The following is a 19447-nucleotide window of genomic DNA, read 5'->3' on the forward strand; positions in this document are numbered from 1 at the left end:
ATAGAGTGAGAATGTGTATGCTCAGTTTACCCGTAAAGGAAGCGATAAAAGTTTCTGTCTCTGTCGGTATAGCAATTGCCTTAGCATTGTTTTTTCAATGGGAAAAACCGTATTGGGCTGCTATTACCGTTATTGCCATTGCTTCAAATGAAACTCTTGGGCATGGCTTACACAAAGGTAAAAACCGCCTTATAGGTACAGTTTGCGGCATTAGTGTGGCGTTATTTCTGGTGAGCTTTTTTGCCCAGACTCCGATGTTATTCATTGGTTGTTTACTGTTGCTTTTGGCTGTTAGCGTGTGGTTTGCTGATAATTTGCGTTATGGTTATGCATTTACCATGGGCTTTACTGTGTGCACTATTGTTGCGGTAATGGGAGGCTTTAATGGTGAAGCTTCATTTGATATTGCGGTTTTACGAATACAAGATAATTTACTTGGAGTGCTAGTTTATTCAATTGTTTATCGTTTTATTTGGCCTTTAAACACTGAATCTTTATTCTTTAGCAGCGTTGACTCTGCGTTAAATGCTTTTCATAAAATAGATAACGCGCTTAACGAGGCTGTAAAAAGTGCTCATCATGATAATATTCAAGACTTATTAGTCGATGCACAATTACTGATTGATAAATTAAGTGACTTGATCAGTATGCCATTGAGTTCCAGTTATAAACTTCAACATGAAAAAGATAAATGGACTGTCATAGTCGATGGTTTTTCTCACGTTCTGCAGCATAGCAAATCCACCATCAAGTTGTTATCCAGTGATAAACCCAATGATGATAAGTTGCAACAGTTAGGTTATTTTTCCCAAGAAATTAAAATGCTTGATAATGCCATTAATGGCGAAAAGTTAGATGTTGAAATTTTAGCTAACTACTGGAAGCAAGAGAGCATAAAGCCCCAAAACTCGAAAGAGGCTGTAAAAGAAAATTTATTGAAAGTGAGAATTAACAGAGTTATAAAGGCGGTTGCAATAGCCTCAACTTGTTATGGCGCATGGATATATTTTGCCTTACCTGGTGGTATTTTTATCCCTATGTTTGGTTCAATTTTTGCCAATATAACAGTCAGTTTACCATTTCCTTTAATGAAGCAGGTGATATTATCTGCACTGCTATGGGGAGTGTTTTTTTTACTGCAATATATTTTTATAATGCCCGCATTTACAGAGCTTTGGCAGTTAGTTGGTTTTTATATGATTAACGTTTTCCTCATTTGGGGACTTTTTCCAAAGCCTGCAATGATGCTAGTGCGTATGCTAGGTGGCAATTTACTTATGGTAATGACTATGAGTGCATTACATTTAACGCCTAGTTATGACATTAATACGCCATTGCTGATACTGGTCATATTAATGATTACCGTGATTGTTGCACGTTTCTATAATCAATTATTTATGCTCAAATAAGAGAAATAAGATTTCCTCATGACGCTCAATACAGCATTGAGCGTCATTAATAGCCTCGAATTTACATTCTTTTATATATAATTCCAGTTTAACCCCCTAATCCTTCTATTGGTTTTGATCCGTTTTTATTTTATCTACTTAGGTAATTTTGATGCTGATTTACTGTTTATCTAAGTAGTGGTTTTTATTCATGTAGGGTTTAATCCATCAATAGCGATTAAATACTTAATAAATAAACACATATAATATTCCCATTGAACGGAAAAAGCGCGTTAGCCAATAACGTTTGCTGAACTTGCATTATGTTTTTCCGAAATTTGAATCAGGAAATGATTCGATAACTTATTTGCCATAGATTGGCTTTCAAAGGGTACTATTAATGAATCAAACGCTATTTTGTTCACTTAATCATTTTTCTACTTCTCGCTGTATTCTAAAAGCAATACCAATAGCCATATTGTTAACACTCTCAAACGTAAGTTATGCGCAGGAAAGTATTTTTGTTGAAGATAAAAACAACAAACAACTCATTAATTCAGCGGAGCAAAATGTTTTTCAACAATACGGCGTTTCAGAAGATATTTTGAAATTAGGCTTAAGCTCGCTGTCACTAGGTGATCAGCAAGTTGAGCGTGTGGTTAGAACCTTGGAAGTCGGCGATAAGGTAAAAAGTTCAGATGTGTTTTTGGTTCAAAGTACAGATACTCGCGGTAATATTGATCTGAGAATTAAATATGACCAATCTAAATTAGATGATAATGAGGATGTCATAAAAACTATCGAACAAATAACTAAAACAGAATATCGCTTGAAAAATTACATGGAAAGTTATGATAAGTCTTCCGTCGTTGTTGATGAGATATCTGCCAATGAAATAGAAATAAGCTTTAATTACTCTAAATATGGTTTACCGCAAGATATTGCTTATTTTCGTTTTATGCGGGTTAAGCTTACTGTAGTAAATGGTGTTGCAACCAAAATGGTCATGACCAATTCAAAACCATTTGATTTTGATGCGTTTAGTGTCGAACATTATCGTCAAGAAGTTGATTTAATGACACTGGTTAACGGACACACAGCCATTGCAAATAAAGTGATTCACGCTACTGGTAAAAAAGGTAACAAAGAAGCAAGTTATCACGCAACTATCAAGCCCGTGGCATTTTATGATGATGAACATGGTGCATTAGTTTTTGATGAAGCGTCATTAAAAATGGTTTCTGATCCGCGCATTCGTGAGGAAAAGGTCGATTTAGATAGACTCTTTCCGTTAATGAGTGATTTAGTTCGCCAGCAAGGTATTGATGTGCCACTGCCATTTGGTTTTTCGGTCGCTTATCGAAATCAAGATATGGATTTTGGTTTTGATAGTTTTAATATTATGGGGGTAGATTTGGATGAATGGTTTGATCCATCGAGCTCAGTTGGCACTGTTAATGCTGAAAGTTATTCATTCAGAGCTGATGTCAATATTTTACCGTTTTGGAATATATATGCTTTAGTGGGCAAGGTGAATGTGGATGCAGTCGTTGATGCCCAATATACTGGAAAACTTAAAGATGTGTTTGAAGATAAGCTCGGGGTTATCGGTGGCAGTTTGGCATGCAGTTTATTAGAAAGTCAGGGCGCTGATTTATGCTCACCAGGAAGAGTCGAAGTGCCGCTACATTTAGAATATGATCTGGCAGGTTTGGGGACAACGCTTTCTGTCGGTTATAAAGAATTTTTTGCATCTGTTACTGCAACTTACTCTAAAACTCGTCTTGATGGCCAGGATTGGGGAGATGGTATTGTGACTATCCAGCCAATGCTTGGTTATCAATTCCTTGAGTCGCGAGCACAAATTTTTATCGGCGCAGAATATCAAGGCCTTAAGCCTTCGATGACTGGTAATTTAGGCGATATATTGGGAACCGGTGAAGACTTTACTTTTGATGTGGGTGTAGGGTTAGAACAATGGGCTTATTTAGTGGGTTTTAATAAACAGATAGGTCGTCATTTAAATTTGACAGGGCTGTACAATAAAGGTGAAACAAGAAGTTCATTTACTTTAAATTTAGGTTATCGTTTTTGATGTATTCAGTGGTAATTCAAGAGCCACCCATTAGCTAACCCTTTATAGTGTCAGTTTTAGTAAGCACAACTTTTTTAAGTTGTGCTTTTTTGTTTTTTGAAACTCAGCAGTATTTTTTTGAACTACCAAATAGCAATTAAGTACTCTTTCATCAAATATTTTCATTTAGGCATAATTTTTACTCATTTCTTTGATTAATTATCGTAAACTGACATTAATTAGCTGAATTAGGAGTCGTTATGGCCGGATTAGAAAGAGAAATTACCTTAAGGTTTTTAGCTGAACCTGCAGATGTGAACTTTGGCGGCAAAGTGCATGGTGGCGCGGTGATGAAATGGATTGATTTAGCTGCATATGCTGGTGCTGCAGGTTGGAGTGGTAAATATTGCATTACCGCTTATGCTGGTGGTATTCGTTTTGTAAAGCCTATCCATGTGGGCAATATTGTTGAAGTAAGCGCCAAAGTTATTTATACCGGCACATCGTCCATGCATTTTGGTATAGCGGTTAAAGCGGGTGACCCTAAAGAGCCTGAACGTCATCTTACTACCCATTGTATCGTGATTATGGTCGCAGTTGATGATGATGGTAAACCTACATCAGTACCTGAGTGGGTCCCCCAAACAGATGATGATATTCGTTTGAGGGATTCAGCATTACGTTTAATGGATATGCGCAAAAAAATTGGCTCTGAAATGGAAGCCCATGTAAAACCGGCTTTATAATCAATGTATTAGCCAAAATTCAATCGCTTACTCATAAAGCCTGACTCGTTTTGGCTTGTAGCACAATCAACACTATTTTTAATAAACAACCACAATAATAATGAACGAAGGAATGATATGGCTAAAGTAGCATTTATCGGCTTGGGCGTGATGGGATACCCAATGGCAGGGCATTTGGCTAACCAAGGGCATCAAGTTACGGTTTATAATCGCACCACAGCAAAAGCGCAGCAATGGGCAGCGCAATATTCTGGTGAGTTAGCATTGACCCCAAAACTTGCGGCAGTAGAGCAAGATATCGTGTTTACTTGTGTGGGTAATGATGACGATCTTCGCCAAGTGGTTTTAGGGGAAGATGGCATTGTTCATGGGATAAAAGCTGGTGCAATTTTGGTCGATCACACCACCGCATCTGCCGATGTTGCTCGTGAACTGGCAGCCGTGCTTGCTAAGCAAGAGGTTGAGTTTCTAGATGCGCCCGTATCAGGTGGTCAAGCCGGTGCTGAAAATGGCGTGTTAACTGTGATGATGGGCGGAAAAGAAGCCGTTTTTAACCAAGTAAAACCGGTCATTGAGGCCTATAGTCGCTGCGCAGAATTATTAGGGGAGGTTGGCGCGGGCCAGTTAACCAAAATGGTCAATCAAATCTGTATCGCAGGAGTGGTGCAAGGGCTTGCCGAAGGGTTACACTTTGCTAAAAGTGCAGGTCTTGATGGTTTAAAAGTGGTTGAGGTGATCAGCAAGGGCGCAGCTCAAAGCTGGCAAATGGAAAATCGTTATCAAACCATGTGGCAAGGTGAGTATGACTTTGGCTTTGCCATTGACTGGATGCGTAAAGATTTAGCTATTGCTTTAGATGAAGGGCGTCGTAATGGTAGCCAGTTACCAGTTACTGCCTTAGTGGATCAATTTTATTCTGAAGTACAAGCCATGAAAGGTAACCGCTGGGATACTTCAAGTTTGTTAGCGCGTTTAGAAAAAAACCGCTAGACGCTCTCAATGGTGATAACTTATTAGCCATTGCACAATTTTGTCGTTTAAGTTGCGAATTTAGTTTGTTGGTAACATAAAAGCTCGCTGGTATTTAACATTGCCAGTGAGCTTTTTTGTTATCGTATTAGCCCTTGGTATTTGTAAAAAATTCAATAATTTACTATCACTTGTTGTAATAATGTTCATTGGTTCTCAAGGTGATTGATTAGCTTATAAGCATTTGCTGCTCATAAATGGCGCTTAAGTTAATAGGTCGTTAATTTGTATTAAATTATACTATCGAAAATATAAATTCGATTTAATTTAAATGCCGCATTTTACTCAATAAAATCGTAATAAATGCTAGTAAATTAAGCTTAGCTAACGTAAAATTCCAGCTTTTGTTTTACCCCCATGCTTTAGGCATAAAGTTGACTTTGTGCCTAGACTACTATGTCGCCTGATAATCAGGCGCCCAATAGCATTTGATATGCAAAAATGCAGTGGATGAGAAAATGCAGCAGTTAACAGAGATCGTAGAACAAGCCTTAGAAGTAATAGGTAAGGCCAGTGATCTAAAGACACTGGATGATATCCGTGTCGACTACCTTGGTAAGAAAGGTAAGATCACTGACATGATGAAAATGATGGGTAGCTTAAGTCCAGCAGAGAAACCTGCCTTTGGACAAGCAGTCAACCAAGCTAAGCAAGCGGTACAGAAGCAACTTTCTGAGCGTATTGAAGGCTTAAAGGCTGCTGAATTAGAAGCGCAACTTATCGCAGATAAAATCGATGTAACCTTACCAGGTCGTACGCTTGAAATGGGCGGTTTACACCCAGTAACACGTACGATTGAACGTATTGAAACTTTCTTTGGCGAGCTTGGTTTTACCACTAAGCATGGTCCTGAAATCGAAGATGACTTTCATAACTTCGATGCATTGAATATTTCTGAGCATCATCCAGCTCGTGCTGATCATGACACCTTTTATTTCAATCCAAAAGTGATGTTGCGTACGCAAACTTCAGGGGTACAAATTCGTACCATGGAGCATGAAAAGCCACCTTTACGTATCATTTCTCCAGGTCGTGTTTATCGTAACGACTACGATCAAACTCACACGCCAATGTTCCACCAAGTGGAAGGTTTGTTAGTTGATGAAAAAGTTAACTTTGCAGAGCTGAAAGGCATTTTGCATGACTTCTTACGTAACTTTTTCGAAGAAGATTTAGAAGTGCGATTCCGTCCATCTTACTTCCCGTTTACTGAGCCTTCAGCTGAAGTTGATGTTATGGGTAAAAACGGTAAGTGGCTTGAAGTATTAGGTTGCGGCATGGTGCACCCTAATGTCCTTCGCAGTGTCGGTATCGACCCAGAAAAATACTCTGGTTTTGCTTTTGGTATGGGTGTTGAGCGTTTGACTATGCTGCGCTACGGTGTTAACGACTTACGTGCCTTCTTTGAAAACGATTTACGTTTTCTTAAGCAATTCAAATAACGGAGCAATATAAAGATGAAATTCAGTGAATCTTGGCTTCGTGAATGGGTTAGCCCATCTGTAAGCCGTGAAGAATTATCACACCAAATCACAATGGCCGGTCTTGAAGTTGACGGTATTGATGCCGTTGCAGCCGAATTTAGCGGTGTGATTGTTGGTGAAGTGGTTGAGTGTGGTCAGCATCCAGATGCTGACAAATTACGCGTAACTAAAATTAATGTTGGCGGCGATGAGTTAATTGATATCGTCTGCGGTGCACCAAACTGCCGTTTAGGCTTAAAAGTTGCTGTGGCAATGGTGGGCGCTGTGTTACCTGGCGATTTTAAAATTAAAAAAGCCAAACTGCGCGGTCAGCCATCATTTGGTATGTTGTGTTCATACGGCGAAATCGGTATTGATATCGACAGCGACGGTATTATTGAATTACCTGCAGATGCGCCGATTGGTAAAGATATCCGTGAATATCTTCAACTAAACGATGCCATCATCGACGTTGATTTAACCGCTAACCGTGCAGATTGTTTAGGTATGGCAGGCTTAGCGCGCGAAGTTGGTGTATTAAACCGTCAAGCGGTTGCTGAGCCGACGTGGGATCCTGTTACTGCAACTATCGATGATAAAGTTGAAATTAACGTTATTGCAGCAGATGCCTGTCCTCGTTATTTAGGCCGTGTGGTTAAGAATGTAAACTTAGCGGCAGCAACGCCTTTATGGATGCAAGAGAAGTTACGTCGTAGCGGAATTCGCTCAATCGATCCCATTGTAGATATTACTAACTACGTATTGATTGAATATGGTCAGCCAATGCATGCGTTTGATTTAGCAGCCTTAAATGGTGCTATTCAAGTGCGTTTAAGCGACGGCGTTGAAAAGCTTACTTTACTTGACGGTAACGAAATTACAGTACCAAGTGACACCCTAGTGATTGCTGACGATAAAGCAGCCGTTGCCTTAGCGGGTGTATTTGGCGGTGAAGCGTCAGGCGTAACTGCAAAGACCCAAGATATTTTATTAGAGTGCGCATTCTTTGCGCCTTTAGCCATTATGGGTAAATCGCGTCGCTTAGGCTTACACACAGATGCATCACACCGTTTTGAACGTGGTGTAGACCCAGAGCTTCAACATAAAGTGATGGACCGAGCTACGCGCTTAGTACTTGATATTTGTGGTGGTGAAGCAGGTCCTGTTGCTGAAGCAGTGTCTGAAGCGCATTTACCTAAGCCGGCTCAAATCACTTTGCGTCGCAGCAAGTTAGACAAAATTCTAGGTCATCATATTCCTGATACTGATGTAACAGAAATTCTTGAGCGTCTTGGATTTACTGTTGCAGTAACTGCTGACGCTTGGAATGTGACCACGGCAACATATCGTTTTGATATGGCCATTGAAGAAGATTTAATCGAAGAGGTTGCCCGTATTTATGGATATAACAATATCCCAAATATTGCACCTGTTGCTTCATTAAGTATGTCTGATCACAAAGAAGCGAATATTCCATTAAGCAAAGTGCGCAGTGTATTAGTGGCGCGCGGTTTCCAAGAGGCGGTGACCTATAGCTTTGTTGATCCTAAGTTACAAAACATTGTTCATCCAAATGAGCCTGCAATGATTTTACCGAATCCTATTTCGGTTGAAATGTCAGCGATGCGTTTATCGATGTTCACCGGTTTGTTAACTTCTGTTGGTTATAACCAAAGTCGTCAACAAGGTCGCGTACGTTTATTTGAAACCGGTTTACGCTTTGTTCCTGATGCCAAAGCAGATTCTGGTGTTAGACAAGAAGCGATGATTGGTGCAGTAATTTCTGGTGTTCAAAATGATGAACATTGGTCAATGGAATCTAAAACTGTCGACTTCTTTGATTTAAAAGGCGATTTAGAATCAATAATCGGCTTGACAGTTTCGACTTCTGAATTTACTTTTAGAAGTGCAACACATTCAGCTCTTCATCCAGGGCAATGTGCTGAAATATTGAGAAATAATCGAGTCATTGGTGTTATAGGTGCTATCCATCCGAGTTTGGAGAAGCCTTTTGGCCTTAATGGCAAAACAATTGTTTTTGAGTTAGAACTGGACGCTTTACTGCAAGCCAGTTTGCCGCTAGCCCAGGCTGTATCTAAGTTTCCTGCTAATCGACGTGATATTGCAGTCGTTGTAGACGAAGAAGTTTCTGCAACTAATGTTATGGATTTGATAAGAAAAGTTGGCGAAAATCAGTTGGTTGGCTTAAACTTGTTCGATGTATACCGGGGTAAAGGTGTTGACGCTGGCAAAAAGAGCCTTGCAATCGCACTTACATTACAAGACATTACTCGTACACTTGAAGAAAAAGACATCACTGAAACTGTTGATTCAGTTGTCTCGGCACTTAAGAGCGAGTTCAACGCATTGTTGAGGGATTAAAAGTATGGCACTTACCAAAGCCGAAATGGCAGAACATCTTTTCGAAACACTTGGCATGAATAAACGTGTAGCCAAAGAGATGGTTGAGTCTTTCTTTGAAGAGATTAGAGAAGCACTTGAAAGTGGTGAGCAGGTCAAGTTATCTGGCTTTGGAAACTTTGATTTGCGCGATAAAAACCAAAGACCGGGAAGGAACCCAAAAACTGGTGAAGATATTCCTATTTCAGCTCGCCGTGTAGTGACGTTCCGTCCGGGACAAAAACTCAAAACACGTGTTGAAGAAGCAAATGCTGAAAAGAAGTAGTTTCACTGTTTAATAAAAAAGCCACTCATTGAGTGGCTTTTTTATTTTAACAAATTAAGCAAGATTCAAAGTAGCAATTTTACAATATTCAGATGTTGTCCCGCTGATAAATTGGTATTATGGCCAATTCCTTAGGCTCTTTGTTTCACTGTGTTAATGTAATCTTTGAGGTTTCTTTTGGCTAGACAAGCAAAACATTTCGATCGTCGCTTTACCCTATCTTTATTGCACCCGAAATATTGGGGTACATGGCTAGCCATTATGGTGTTATTTATGTTTGGGGTGATGCCTGCTTGGTTGCGAGATCCTATAGCGCGACTATTAGCCAAGCTGGTACTGTCTTATGCGAAAAAACCCATCAATATTGCGCGTATCAATATTCAAACATGTTTTCCTGAGAAGTCAGCGACTGAGGTGGATGAGTTAATTAACGCCAACGTCGATATGTTTGTTTTAACCTTGGTATCTCAAGCTGAATTATTAATTCGCTCAGATGCGCATCTAAGGCGTCGAGTCAGTATTACAGGTTTTGAACATGTGCAAGCCGCGCGTGATGCTGGCCAGCCGATTATTTTTATCATGCCCCATGTATGGCCGATTGATTATGCCGGGCTGCGTTTAAATATCGAACTGCCTATGGTTACCATGGCCAAAGCTCATAATAACGGCTTATTCAATTGGTTTAGTAATCGACTACGCAGTAGTAAGAATGGCCGCGTTTACATGCGAGAGGCGGGCATACGCGCGCTAATCACTGAATTAAAGCAAGATAATAGCTTCTTTTATTTACCAGATGAAGATTTAGGTCCTGAGCAAAGTGTATTTGCTCCATTGCTGGCAACAGAAAAAGCCACCTTACCGGTAGTAGGGCGTTTAGCGCAAGCAGGTAAGGCGCAGGTTTTACCGGTAAAAATTGGTTACGACAAAGCAGCTTACCAGTTTAAGTTGACCGTGATGCCGCAAGTTAAGCCTGAAGATATGCAAGGTAAGGATAACGAAGCCATTGCTTTAAATAAAATGGTTGAGCAAGTTATTCAAGCTTACCCTGAGCAATATATGTGGTTTTTGAAATTCCTTAAAACCCGTCCAGAAGGGCAAGCAAAAATCTATTAATTTGAATAACTAATAAACCAAAAAAGCACTCGATGAGTGCTTTTTTTTGGTTAAAGGAAAATTAGTGTGGCGCTAAGATGTCACTTTAATTAACGGTTACTCTGAAAAGTAATACCAACCTTGATTGATAAGCTGGGTTAATACCGTCATGACTTGCTGATCATTGAGCCAGTTTTGAAGCTGCGATTGAGTGAGTAGGTGATTATTGGCGATCTCGGCGATGATGTCTTGTTCAATCCCTGCGGCGCAAACCACTTCACCATTGATATACAACTGCACTTGGGTATCAGCCTCTAGGCTTAATACCTTTAAGCCGCCAATACGTTGCATGTTAGCGCCATCTTCAATGGCTTCCTTAACATCTGTTGTTGAAATTGGCGCTTCAAAGGGATTGATATCGAGTTCAAAACGATTTTGGCTGAGTAACTTACCTAGCATAGTTTGGTATTGGGCAGGATCAGTTGCTAATTGAGCCAGTAAATCCATGATCCCTTGCTGCTGAGTTTGACTGACTAGGCCATGGCTTGCAGCTTCTTCGCTAGAGGTAAATCTATGTTGGCCAGCACTGTTATCAATCAGCGAATCAGCCAACTCAGTTAATAATTCTTGCTGACTTGGCGCTCTAAAACCAATAGAATAACTCATTGCAAGACTTAAGGTTTCACCGCAATGAGGGTAGCCTGGCGGAATATATAACATATCGCCTTTGCTGAGCACCACATCAATAATGGGTTCAAAGTCATCGACTAATGGACTTGATGGATCTCCACCACGGCATTGATGTTCGCCATTATGGCCCACTTTCCAGCGGCGTTCCCCTTCTCCTTGGATCAAGAACACATCATAATTATCAATATGTGGCCCAATGCCGCCTTGTGGGGTGGCAAACGATACCATTAAGTCATCAAAACGCCAATCAGGTAAAAATCTGAATGCTTCAACCAGTGGTTGAGACTCCGGATACCAATGGTTTACCGCTTGCACAAGTAACTGCCATTTGTCATCGCCATGTTCGTCATAGTCTTCAAACGGCCCTTGAATCACTTTCCAGTCATCGGTTTCAGTTTTAACGATGCGAGAAGAGATATCTTCTTCCATGGCTAGGCCTGCAAGTTCATCGGCCGATATTGGATCTTCAAATGCCTTAAAGGCATTTTTGATGACTATAGGTTTTTGTTGCCAATATTTACTGATGAACTCAGCAGTATCAAAATTTAATGTATACATAGTATTAAAAAAGGCGGCAATCCTTATGGAACTGCCGCCTATCCTTATTCAACAATCAATAGTTGTTATTGAGTGGAAGATTATTTTAACTCGTCAACAAATGCTTCAGCACGACCAATGTAGTTGGCTGGCGTCATTGTTTTAAGTTCAGCTTTAACGTTATCAGGTAACTCTAGACCATCGATAAAGACTGCAAGTTGATCGCCGTCGATACGCTTACCACGGGTTAACTCTTTTAATTTCTCGTATGGCTTTTCAATGCCGTAGCGACGCATCACTGTTTGTACTGGCTCTGCTAATACTTCCCAGTTTTTATCTAACTCAGCGCGAAGGTTTGCTTCATTCACTTCAAGCTTGCTGATGCCTTTCATTGTTGCTTGATAAGCAATTAATGAATGCGCCATACCAACACCTAAGTTACGCAATACTGTTGAGTCAGTTAAATCTCGCTGCCATCTTGATACAGGAAGCTTTGCGGCTAAATGCTGCATTAACGCGTTAGCAATACCTAAGTTACCTTCAGAATTTTCAAAATCAATTGGGTTAACTTTGTGCGGCATGGTTGATGAACCAATCTCGCCAGCGATAGTGCGTTGCTTGAAGTGACCTAATGCAATGTAGCCCCAAATGTCACGATCGAAATCGATTAAGATGGTGTTGAAACGGGCAATAGCATCAAATAACTCAGCGATGTAATCATGGGGCTCAATTTGAGTGGTGTATGCGTTCCAGTTAATACCTAAACTTGTCACAAAGCGTTGTGACAGCTCATGCCAGTTAACTTCTGGGTAAGCAGAAAGGTGAGCATTGTAGTTACCCACAGCGCCATTGATTTTACCCATGATTTCTACTGCATTGATTTGGTCTAGTTGGCGTTCTAAACGAACGGCAACGTTAGCCATTTCTTTACCCAGCGTAGAAGGCGAAGCCGGTTGACCATGTGTACGTGACATCAATGGTACTGATTTGTTGTCTCTTGCTAATTGCTTAAGCGCATTGACAATTTCTAGACACTGAGGCGCTAATACTAATTCACGTGCTTCTTTAAGCATTAATGCGTGAGATAAGTTATTAATATCTTCAGAAGTACAAGCAAAATGTACGAATTCGTCGATTGCAACTAATTCAGCGTTATCTGCAATTTGTTCTTTGATGAAATACTCAACCGCTTTAACGTCATGGTTAGTGGTTCTTTCAATCGTTTTAACGCGCAAAGCGTCTTCTTCACTGAAGTTATCCTTAATGCTATCTAGTAACGCTAATGCGTCTTCACTAAATGGCGGAACTTCTTCAATCTCTGGGCAACTTGAAAGTAGTTTTAACCAGTTAATTTCAACTTGTACACGGTATTTTGTTAAACCGAATTCGCTGAAAATACCTCGTAGAGAGGTGGTTTTACTACCGTAACGACCGTCTATCGGCGAGATAGCTGTCAGTGCAGAAAGATCCATTTGAAGCTCCTTGATGAACTTTTATTGTAAGTTGGAATATTTGTAGGGTGAATCGTTAATTATTTTTACGGCTACTGATAGCGGTATCCACAATGGCTTTACGGGCAAAAACTAAGTGACGGCGTTTGCCTCCCAGTTGTCGCCATAAAACGGCACTGCGCATCGCTGCTAGCAATAAAGCACGAATTTTTTGTTGTACTTGCGGTTGTTGTAAATAAGCTGGATTCCCAGAAATTTGCAATTTAGGTCCCAGTTCACTGATGGTATCACTGTAAATACTGGCAAGACTGGCGATGATTTGTTCATCAGTAATCGCAAAATGGTGTAGTTGTCGATGCACTTGGTTGATGCGTTCAGCTAACATGCCTAAGCCATTTGCTGAGCGAGCCAGTTTGCGCTCCAGTGCTAACATACCAACAAGGTAGCGGGTGGTTTCCACATCCTTGCTATTACCATCACCCAATTGGTTTTCAATGAGCTGATAACCTTTATTAAGTGCTTGCTTATCGGTATAGATATCACTAATAGAATCAGGATCTGTGACCATGATGGTGTTCAGACTTGCAGCAAGTGCGCTTTCATCTGAATCACCATGACGAGCAATATGTTGTACTTGAGCAATAGCTTGTAATATTCCGGCAAACGCCATAGTGCGTTCAAATAAGACTTGGCTCACAGACTATCCTCTAATTAAACAATCAATGATTCCGCCGCCAAGGCAGACTTCACCATCATAAAATACTGCAGATTGCCCCGGCGTTACCGCAGCAACGGGTTCATCAAAAATAACCCTTAAGTTACTGTCATCATCATAAGTCACAGTGCAGTGCACATCTTGCTGACGATAACGAGTTTTAACGGTAATTTTTGTTGGTGCGCTTGGGCCTTTGCGGTCAACCCAATGTAATTGATTGACCAACATGCCAGTAGACATTAACCGTGGATGCTTACCACCTTGGGCCACAACGAGCACATTGCGGGTTAAATCTTTATCAACCACATACCAAGGATCATCGTTACTATTTTTCAAGCCACCAATACCCAGACCTTTACGCTGGCCTAGTGTGTGGTACATCAATCCTTGGTGGGTACCAATCACTTCACCTTCATCAGCGGTTTCAATATCACCAGGCTGAGCAGGTAAGTAGGTTGCTAAAAAGTCAGTAAACTTGCGCTCACCGATAAAGCAGATGCCAGTACTGTCTTTTTTATCATGGGTGATTAAGCCCATTTCTTTGGCGATATCACGAACTTGGTGTTTTTCTAATTCGCCCACAGGGAATAAACTTTTAGCCACTTGCTCATGACTAAGGGTATAGAGGAAATAACTTTGATCTTTATTGCCATCAACACCACGTAACATTTGAGTTCCGTCTGCACTGTCATAACGGCGAACGTAGTGGCCCATAGCAATATAGTCAGCATCAAGAATTTCGTCAGCGAATTCTAAAAATGCTTTGAATTTGATTTCTTTGTTACAGATGATATCGGGATTTGGGGTACGACCTGCTTTATATTCCGCTAAGAAATACTCGAAAACATTGTCCCAATACTCTGCCGCAAAGTTAACTGTATGAAGTTTAATGCCTAATTTATCACAGACGGACTGGGCATCTTTTAAGTCTTCAGAAGCCGCACAATACTCATCGGTATCATCTTCTTCCCAGTTCTTCATGAACAATCCTTCTACTTGGTAGCCTTGCTGCATAAGCAAATACGCAGAAACAGAAGAATCTACACCGCCGGACATGCCAACGATGACTTTTTTACCATTTGGATTGGGAGTACTTAATGTCATAAAACCTAGAAACCATGAGTGTTTGGGTAGTTAGAGATCATAATGTGGTCGCCGTTAGTGCATTTCAAGTGCGCTGACAAATGAACCTATAAATCTCCAAAATGTGCGGCGCATATTCTATCATGCATTATTGGTTGCGGCTATGATCTGCAGTTCACTATTAATCAGTGATAATGGGCTGTGGGGTTTATGTAAATAGTCTTCAATAGATTTGAGTACTAATGGGCTGCGAAGTTGATTTTGACGGGCTTTTACCTGTTCTATAGTTAACCAATGGCAGGCACTAATAGCAGGATCTATTGGGGTGCATTCAACGCATTTGTTTACTTGTGCGCAAAAAGTAAATCGCATAAAAGACAATGCGTTTGATGCACTAAATTGGTAGATGCAAACGAGTGCCGAAATAGTAATATTTAATCCGGTTTCTTCTTTTACTTCCCGAATGCAGGCATCAATGATGGTTTCATTGGCTTCTAAATGCCCTGCAGGTTGGTTAAAGCGCACTTCACCATCAATAATTTCTTCAACTAATAAAAATTTATTATCACAATGGATAACACAAGCAACAGTGGTATTGGGTTTATAACGTGGTTTCACCATGACTTATCCTATTGCCTAAAAATCTTGTGTGACAGATTAACTTTCTTGTTTGTGGACTTTATATTCACCACAATTAATGTCATCTAAACTCCATTGACCTATTTTATAGCGAATTAATCTTAAAGTAGGGTGGCCGATATGCGCGGTCATGCGTCTCACTTGTCGGTTTCTGCCTTCACAAATTTGAATTTCTAACCAGGTTGTTGGAATAGACTTTCGCTCACGCACTGGCGGGGTTCGCTCCCAAACCGCAGGTTCATCGATTACTTTTGCTTTTGCTGGCAAGGTCATGCCATCTTTTAGTTCAACCCCTTGGCAGAGTGCTTTTATTGACGCTGCATCTGGCTCACCTTCAACTTGAGCCCAATAAGTCTTAAAGGTTTTCTTTTTCGGCTGGGTCAATTTCGCCTGCAGTTTACCGTCATTAGTGAGTAGCAATAAGCCTTCACTGTCTCTATCTAAACGTCCTGCAGCATAAACGTCTTTTACTGGAATAAAATCTTTTAAGGTTTGGCGACCAGATTCATCGGTAAATTGACATAAAACATCAAAAGGTTTGTTAAACAACACAATTACGGGATCGGATACTGGCTTAGCTACTGGGCGTTTAAAGCCTTTTTTCATTTGGCGAGTTGATGTTGGGGATGCAAATTTATTACTGAAACGTTTTGGTTTGCCATTGACTGACATATAAAAGCCTTTAATGATGAAATTGATTCATTTTGTATAGTTTACTCGGCATTGGGCCTTAGTGGAATTTGAATCTTGCACATAATGGTCTATGATGTTGGCCTAAAAATGTGATCTGTACCCGTTTTTAAAAAACAAGCAGCCACTATTTATTTTTCAAATTTCATATGGATTTGTGCCGCAAAATTACACTTTAACAATAGATTAAAGGTCTTTTTAGGTAGATACTTATTACAATAATAATTTATAAAAACTATTTATTTCAATAATGTAGGAAAAAGCATGAAAGATAATTCTCCAACGATCATTTATACTGAAACTGATGAAGCCCCCGCATTAGCTACGCTGTCATTACTCCCTATCATCCGCACATTTACCAATGCTGCAGGTGTAAAAGTCGAGACTAGAGATATATCTTTATCTGGCCGTATTATTGCTAACTTTCCTGAAAAGTTAACTGCAGAGCAAAAAATTGCTGATGCACTCACTGAGTTAGGCCTAATGGCAAATACGCCTGAAGCTAATATTATCAAGTTACCTAACATCAGTGCGTCAATTCCACAGTTAAAAGCCTGTATCGCTGAACTTCAAGCGAAAGGTTACGATATACCAAACTACCCAGATGAGCCATCGACTGATGCAGAGCGTGAATCTCAGTCACGTTATGACAAGATTAAAGGCAGTGCAGTAAACCCGGTATTGCGTGAAGGTAACTCTGATCGCCGCGCGCCAACATCGGTAAAAAATTACGCTAAGAAAAACCCGCATTCAATGGGTAAATGGGCAAGTGATTCAGCATCACACGTTGCGCATATGAATGAAGGTGATTTTTACGGTAGTGAGCAATCAGTCACCCTGACTGATGCTGATACTGTAGATATCGTGCTAACCCAAGCAGATGGCCAAAAAGTAGCTTTGAAAACGGGCTTATCTTTATTAGCCGGTGAAGTAATTGATACCGCAGTAATGAGCAACAAAGCTTTAGTTGCCTTTTACGAGCGAGAAATCGAAGCGGCTAAATCTGAAGATGTACTATTGTCATTGCACCTTAAAGCAACAATGATGAAAGTATCAGACCCGATTTTATTTGGTCACGCTGTAAAAGTTTTCTTTAAAGAGGTTTTTGACAAGCACCAAGTGCTGTTTGATGAATTAGGCGTTGATGTTAACAATGGTTTTGGTGATGTATACGCAAAAATTGCCACATTACCAGAAGCCCAGCGCGCAGAAATCGAGGCTGATATTGCTGCGGTTTATGCTAAACGTCCAGCATTGGCGATGGTTGATTCAGATAAAGGCATCACTAACTTACACGTACCAAGTGATATTATTATTGATGCATCTATGCCTGCAGCTATTCGTTCTTCAGGTAAAATGTGGGGCCCAGATGGCCAACTTAAAGACACCAAAGCAATGATCCCTGATCGTTGTTATGCCGGTGTGTATCAAGAAACAATTGCATTTTGTAAAACCAATGGCGCATTTAACCCAACCACAATGGGCAGTGTGCCAAACGTCGGTTTGATGGCTCAAAAAGCCGAAGAATACGGTAGTCATGATAAAACATTTGAAATTGCACAAGCAGGTGTTGTTAACGTTGTTAACCGTGCTGGCAAGGTGTTGATGACGCATAATGTTGAAGTTGGTGACATTTTCAGAATGTGCCAGGTAAAAGATGCACCAATCCGCGATTGGGTTAAGTTAGCAGTTCGACGTTCACGTTTAAGTGCCACGCCTGCAATTTTCTGGTTAGACAGTAAGCGTGCTCATGACGCTCAATTAATCACTAAAGTTGAAGCTTATCTTCAAGATCATGATACTGACGGCTTGGATATACAAATTCTTGCACCAGTAGAAGCAACTCGAGTGACACTCGCTCGCGTTAAACAAGGTTTAGATACTATTTCTGTAACGGGTAACGTACTGCGTGATTACCTGACTGATCTATTCCCAATTCTTGAATTAGGCACTAGTGCTAAAATGCTATCAATTGTGCCGTTAATGAATGGCGGTGGCTTATTTGAAACAGGCGCGGGTGGTAGTGCACCTAAGCATGTTCAACAAGTTGAGAAAGAAGGCCATTTACGCTGGGATTCACTGGGTGAATTTTTGGCATTAGCGGCTTCTTTAGAGCATTTAAGCCAAACAGCAAATAACCCTAAAGCACAGGTGCTAGCGGATACGTTAGATATTGCTATCGGCCAATTCCTTGATAGCAATAAATCACCTTCACGTCGTGTTGGTGAGCTTGATAACCGTGGTAGTCACTTTTATTTAGCCATGTATTGGGCTCAAGCTGTCTCAGTGCAAACTGTTGATACGGAATTAGCTGCGCAGTTTACTGAACTTGCTGAGTCGCTAACATCTAACGAAGCGGCAATTGTGGCGGAATTGAATGCATCACAAGGCCCTGCTGTTGATTTAGGTGGTTACTACCGTTTAGACGCAGCAAAAGCTGAAGCTGCCATGCGTCCAAGTGCATTACTAAATCAATTTATTACACATTAAGCGTTTTTTTGTGGCTAAATTGAAGGCATAAAATTGATGCCGTAAAGCAGAGGGCTTGCTCTCTGCTTTTTTGTGCCTGTTTGCCGCCATAGCCAGTTCGACTGATTTTAATCGCACTCAGTTAATGGGATAAGCTTTCAAGGCTTGAATACTGAAACTAGGCTCAGTGAGATTTAGCCTCTGTCAGCAAATTTGTTAACGCCGGAGGTTGAAGTTGCTTAAGTTAAGATGAATTGAACCTCAGTTTTATTTACGATTAGGTGTTTTTTTGGGCAAACAGTTTAATATTTACTTTTTATTTGCCCAATAAAAAAGGCAGAGATTAAAATCTCTGCCTTTTTGATTTATAGTTTCACCGACTATTTTGTTGGTGAAATGGCTGAAGCATGCATGCCCTTTGGGCCCTGCTCAGTTTCGAAATCGACAGGCTGACCCGCTTTTAGCGTTCTGTAGCCTTCCATTTCAATAGTTGAATAATGTGCAAAAACATCTTCGCCACCCTGATCTGGGCATATAAACCCGAATCCTTTGGCGTTGTTGAACCATTTAACAGTTCCGCTTGCCATACTTCCACTTCCTTCTGTTGCCTACTTACCAGTAAGATAGTAAAACTTATTAAGAGCGGTCTACATGTGCCGCCTGCAAACAGAATGAAATTTGTACGAAAAGATGTC

At 40.5% G+C, this 19447-nt stretch carries 16 protein-coding genes; 9 read left to right on the forward strand and 7 right to left on the reverse strand.

The window, feature by feature from the left end:
* Positions 1-17: 17 nt before the first annotated feature.
* The 8 genes from BCU57_RS05035 to lpxM all read left to right on the forward strand — a co-directional run bounded on the left by BCU57_RS05035 (position 18) and on the right by lpxM (position 10499).
* The gene (locus tag BCU57_RS05035) at positions 18-1409 is read left to right on the forward strand and encodes an FUSC family protein (protein WP_157936431.1); all 1392 of its coding nucleotides are present in this window, start codon (positions 18-20) and stop codon (positions 1407-1409) included.
* Positions 1410-1788: 379 nt separating this feature from the next.
* Positions 1789-3483: a hypothetical protein gene (locus BCU57_RS05040; protein ID WP_198589922.1), complete on the forward strand. Its 1695-nt coding sequence runs from the start codon at positions 1789-1791 to the stop codon at positions 3481-3483.
* A gap of 239 nt (positions 3484-3722) precedes the next feature.
* On the forward strand, positions 3723-4208 hold the full coding sequence (locus tag BCU57_RS05045; protein WP_102437889.1) for an acyl-CoA thioesterase: 486 nt from the start codon (positions 3723-3725) through the stop codon (positions 4206-4208).
* 117 nt (positions 4209-4325) lie between these two features.
* Complete coding sequence (locus BCU57_RS05050) at positions 4326-5198, forward strand: NAD(P)-dependent oxidoreductase (RefSeq protein ID WP_102437887.1); 873 nt, start codon at positions 4326-4328, stop codon at positions 5196-5198.
* Between the two features lie 497 nt (positions 5199-5695).
* Complete coding sequence (gene pheS, locus BCU57_RS05055) at positions 5696-6679, forward strand: phenylalanine--tRNA ligase subunit alpha (RefSeq protein WP_076536230.1); 984 nt, start codon at positions 5696-5698, stop codon at positions 6677-6679.
* Between the two features lie 15 nt (positions 6680-6694).
* Positions 6695-9082 (forward strand): phenylalanine--tRNA ligase subunit beta, encoded by a 2388-nt coding sequence (gene pheT / locus BCU57_RS05060; protein WP_102437885.1) that lies wholly within the window; start codon positions 6695-6697, stop codon positions 9080-9082.
* A 4-nt stretch (positions 9083-9086) separates the two neighbouring features.
* Positions 9087-9386, forward strand: a complete 300-nt coding sequence (gene ihfA, locus BCU57_RS05065) for an integration host factor subunit alpha (protein WP_102437883.1) — start codon at positions 9087-9089, stop codon at positions 9384-9386.
* A 177-nt stretch (positions 9387-9563) separates the two neighbouring features.
* A complete protein-coding gene (gene lpxM / locus BCU57_RS05070; RefSeq protein WP_102437882.1) occupies positions 9564-10499 on the forward strand; it encodes a lauroyl-Kdo(2)-lipid IV(A) myristoyltransferase in 936 nt (311 codons plus the stop codon).
* Positions 10500-10595: 96 nt separating this feature from the next.
* Here the strand turns inward: lpxM and BCU57_RS05075 are convergent, their stop codons facing one another.
* From BCU57_RS05075 to BCU57_RS05100, 6 genes are all read right to left on the reverse strand, one after another.
* Entirely contained in the window at positions 10596-11726 is a 1131-nt protein-coding gene (locus BCU57_RS05075; protein WP_102437880.1) for a cupin domain-containing protein, read from the reverse strand.
* An 80-nt stretch (positions 11727-11806) separates the two neighbouring features.
* Entirely contained in the window at positions 11807-13177 is a 1371-nt protein-coding gene (purB, locus tag BCU57_RS05080; RefSeq protein ID WP_102437878.1) for an adenylosuccinate lyase, read from the reverse strand.
* A 55-nt stretch (positions 13178-13232) separates the two neighbouring features.
* A complete protein-coding gene (gene hflD, locus BCU57_RS05085; protein ID WP_076536241.1) occupies positions 13233-13853 on the reverse strand; it encodes a high frequency lysogenization protein HflD in 621 nt (206 codons plus the stop codon).
* Between the two features lie 3 nt (positions 13854-13856).
* Entirely contained in the window at positions 13857-14975 is a 1119-nt protein-coding gene (mnmA, locus tag BCU57_RS05090; protein ID WP_102437876.1) for a tRNA 2-thiouridine(34) synthase MnmA, read from the reverse strand.
* Between the two features lie 120 nt (positions 14976-15095).
* The gene (locus tag BCU57_RS05095; RefSeq protein ID WP_413201644.1) at positions 15096-15575 is read right to left on the reverse strand and encodes an NUDIX hydrolase; all 480 of its coding nucleotides are present in this window, start codon (positions 15573-15575) and stop codon (positions 15096-15098) included.
* Between the two features lie 36 nt (positions 15576-15611).
* Positions 15612-16265 (reverse strand): rRNA large subunit pseudouridine synthase E, encoded by a 654-nt coding sequence (locus BCU57_RS05100; protein ID WP_102437874.1) that lies wholly within the window; start codon positions 16263-16265, stop codon positions 15612-15614.
* A gap of 282 nt (positions 16266-16547) precedes the next feature.
* Here BCU57_RS05100 and BCU57_RS05105 point away from each other — a divergent pair, with 282 nt between their 5' ends.
* Positions 16548-18773, forward strand: coding sequence for an NADP-dependent isocitrate dehydrogenase (locus BCU57_RS05105; protein ID WP_102437872.1), 2226 nt, complete (start codon positions 16548-16550; stop codon positions 18771-18773).
* Between the two features lie 359 nt (positions 18774-19132).
* On the opposite strand, the gene cspD is transcribed toward BCU57_RS05105, so the two are convergent.
* On the reverse strand, positions 19133-19339 hold the full coding sequence (gene cspD, locus BCU57_RS05110; RefSeq protein ID WP_055024439.1) for a cold shock domain-containing protein CspD: 207 nt from the start codon (positions 19337-19339) through the stop codon (positions 19133-19135).
* Positions 19340-19447 lie beyond the last annotated feature (108 nt).

Source organism: Shewanella sp. 10N.286.48.B5 (assembly GCF_002874355.2).
GTDB lineage: Bacteria > Pseudomonadota > Gammaproteobacteria > Enterobacterales > Shewanellaceae > Shewanella.

Excerpts from the sequence above, each read along its gene's own strand:
- BCU57_RS05035 (WP_157936431.1), top strand. The coding sequence starts at position 18 with ATGCTCAGTTTACCCGTAAAGGAAGCGATAAAAGTTTCTGTCTCTGTC.
- BCU57_RS05040 (WP_198589922.1), top strand. The coding sequence starts at position 1,789 with ATGAATCAAACGCTATTTTGTTCACTTAATCATTTTTCTACTTCTCGC.
- BCU57_RS05045 (WP_102437889.1), top strand. The coding sequence starts at position 3,723 with ATGGCCGGATTAGAAAGAGAAATTACCTTAAGGTTTTTAGCTGAACCT.
- BCU57_RS05050 (WP_102437887.1), top strand. The coding sequence starts at position 4,326 with ATGGCTAAAGTAGCATTTATCGGCTTGGGCGTGATGGGATACCCAATG.
- pheS (WP_076536230.1), top strand. The coding sequence starts at position 5,696 with ATGCAGCAGTTAACAGAGATCGTAGAACAAGCCTTAGAAGTAATAGGT.
- pheT (WP_102437885.1), top strand. The coding sequence starts at position 6,695 with ATGAAATTCAGTGAATCTTGGCTTCGTGAATGGGTTAGCCCATCTGTA.
- ihfA (WP_102437883.1), top strand. The coding sequence starts at position 9,087 with ATGGCACTTACCAAAGCCGAAATGGCAGAACATCTTTTCGAAACACTT.
- BCU57_RS05075 (WP_102437880.1), bottom strand. The coding sequence starts at position 11,726 with ATGTATACATTAAATTTTGATACTGCTGAGTTCATCAGTAAATATTGG.
- purB (WP_102437878.1), bottom strand. The coding sequence starts at position 13,177 with ATGGATCTTTCTGCACTGACAGCTATCTCGCCGATAGACGGTCGTTAC.
- mnmA (WP_102437876.1), bottom strand. The coding sequence starts at position 14,975 with ATGACATTAAGTACTCCCAATCCAAATGGTAAAAAAGTCATCGTTGGC.
- BCU57_RS05095 (WP_413201644.1), bottom strand. The coding sequence starts at position 15,575 with ATGGTGAAACCACGTTATAAACCCAATACCACTGTTGCTTGTGTTATC.
- BCU57_RS05100 (WP_102437874.1), bottom strand. The coding sequence starts at position 16,265 with ATGTCAGTCAATGGCAAACCAAAACGTTTCAGTAATAAATTTGCATCC.
- BCU57_RS05105 (WP_102437872.1), top strand. The coding sequence starts at position 16,548 with ATGAAAGATAATTCTCCAACGATCATTTATACTGAAACTGATGAAGCC.
- cspD (WP_055024439.1), bottom strand. The coding sequence starts at position 19,339 with ATGGCAAGCGGAACTGTTAAATGGTTCAACAACGCCAAAGGATTCGGG.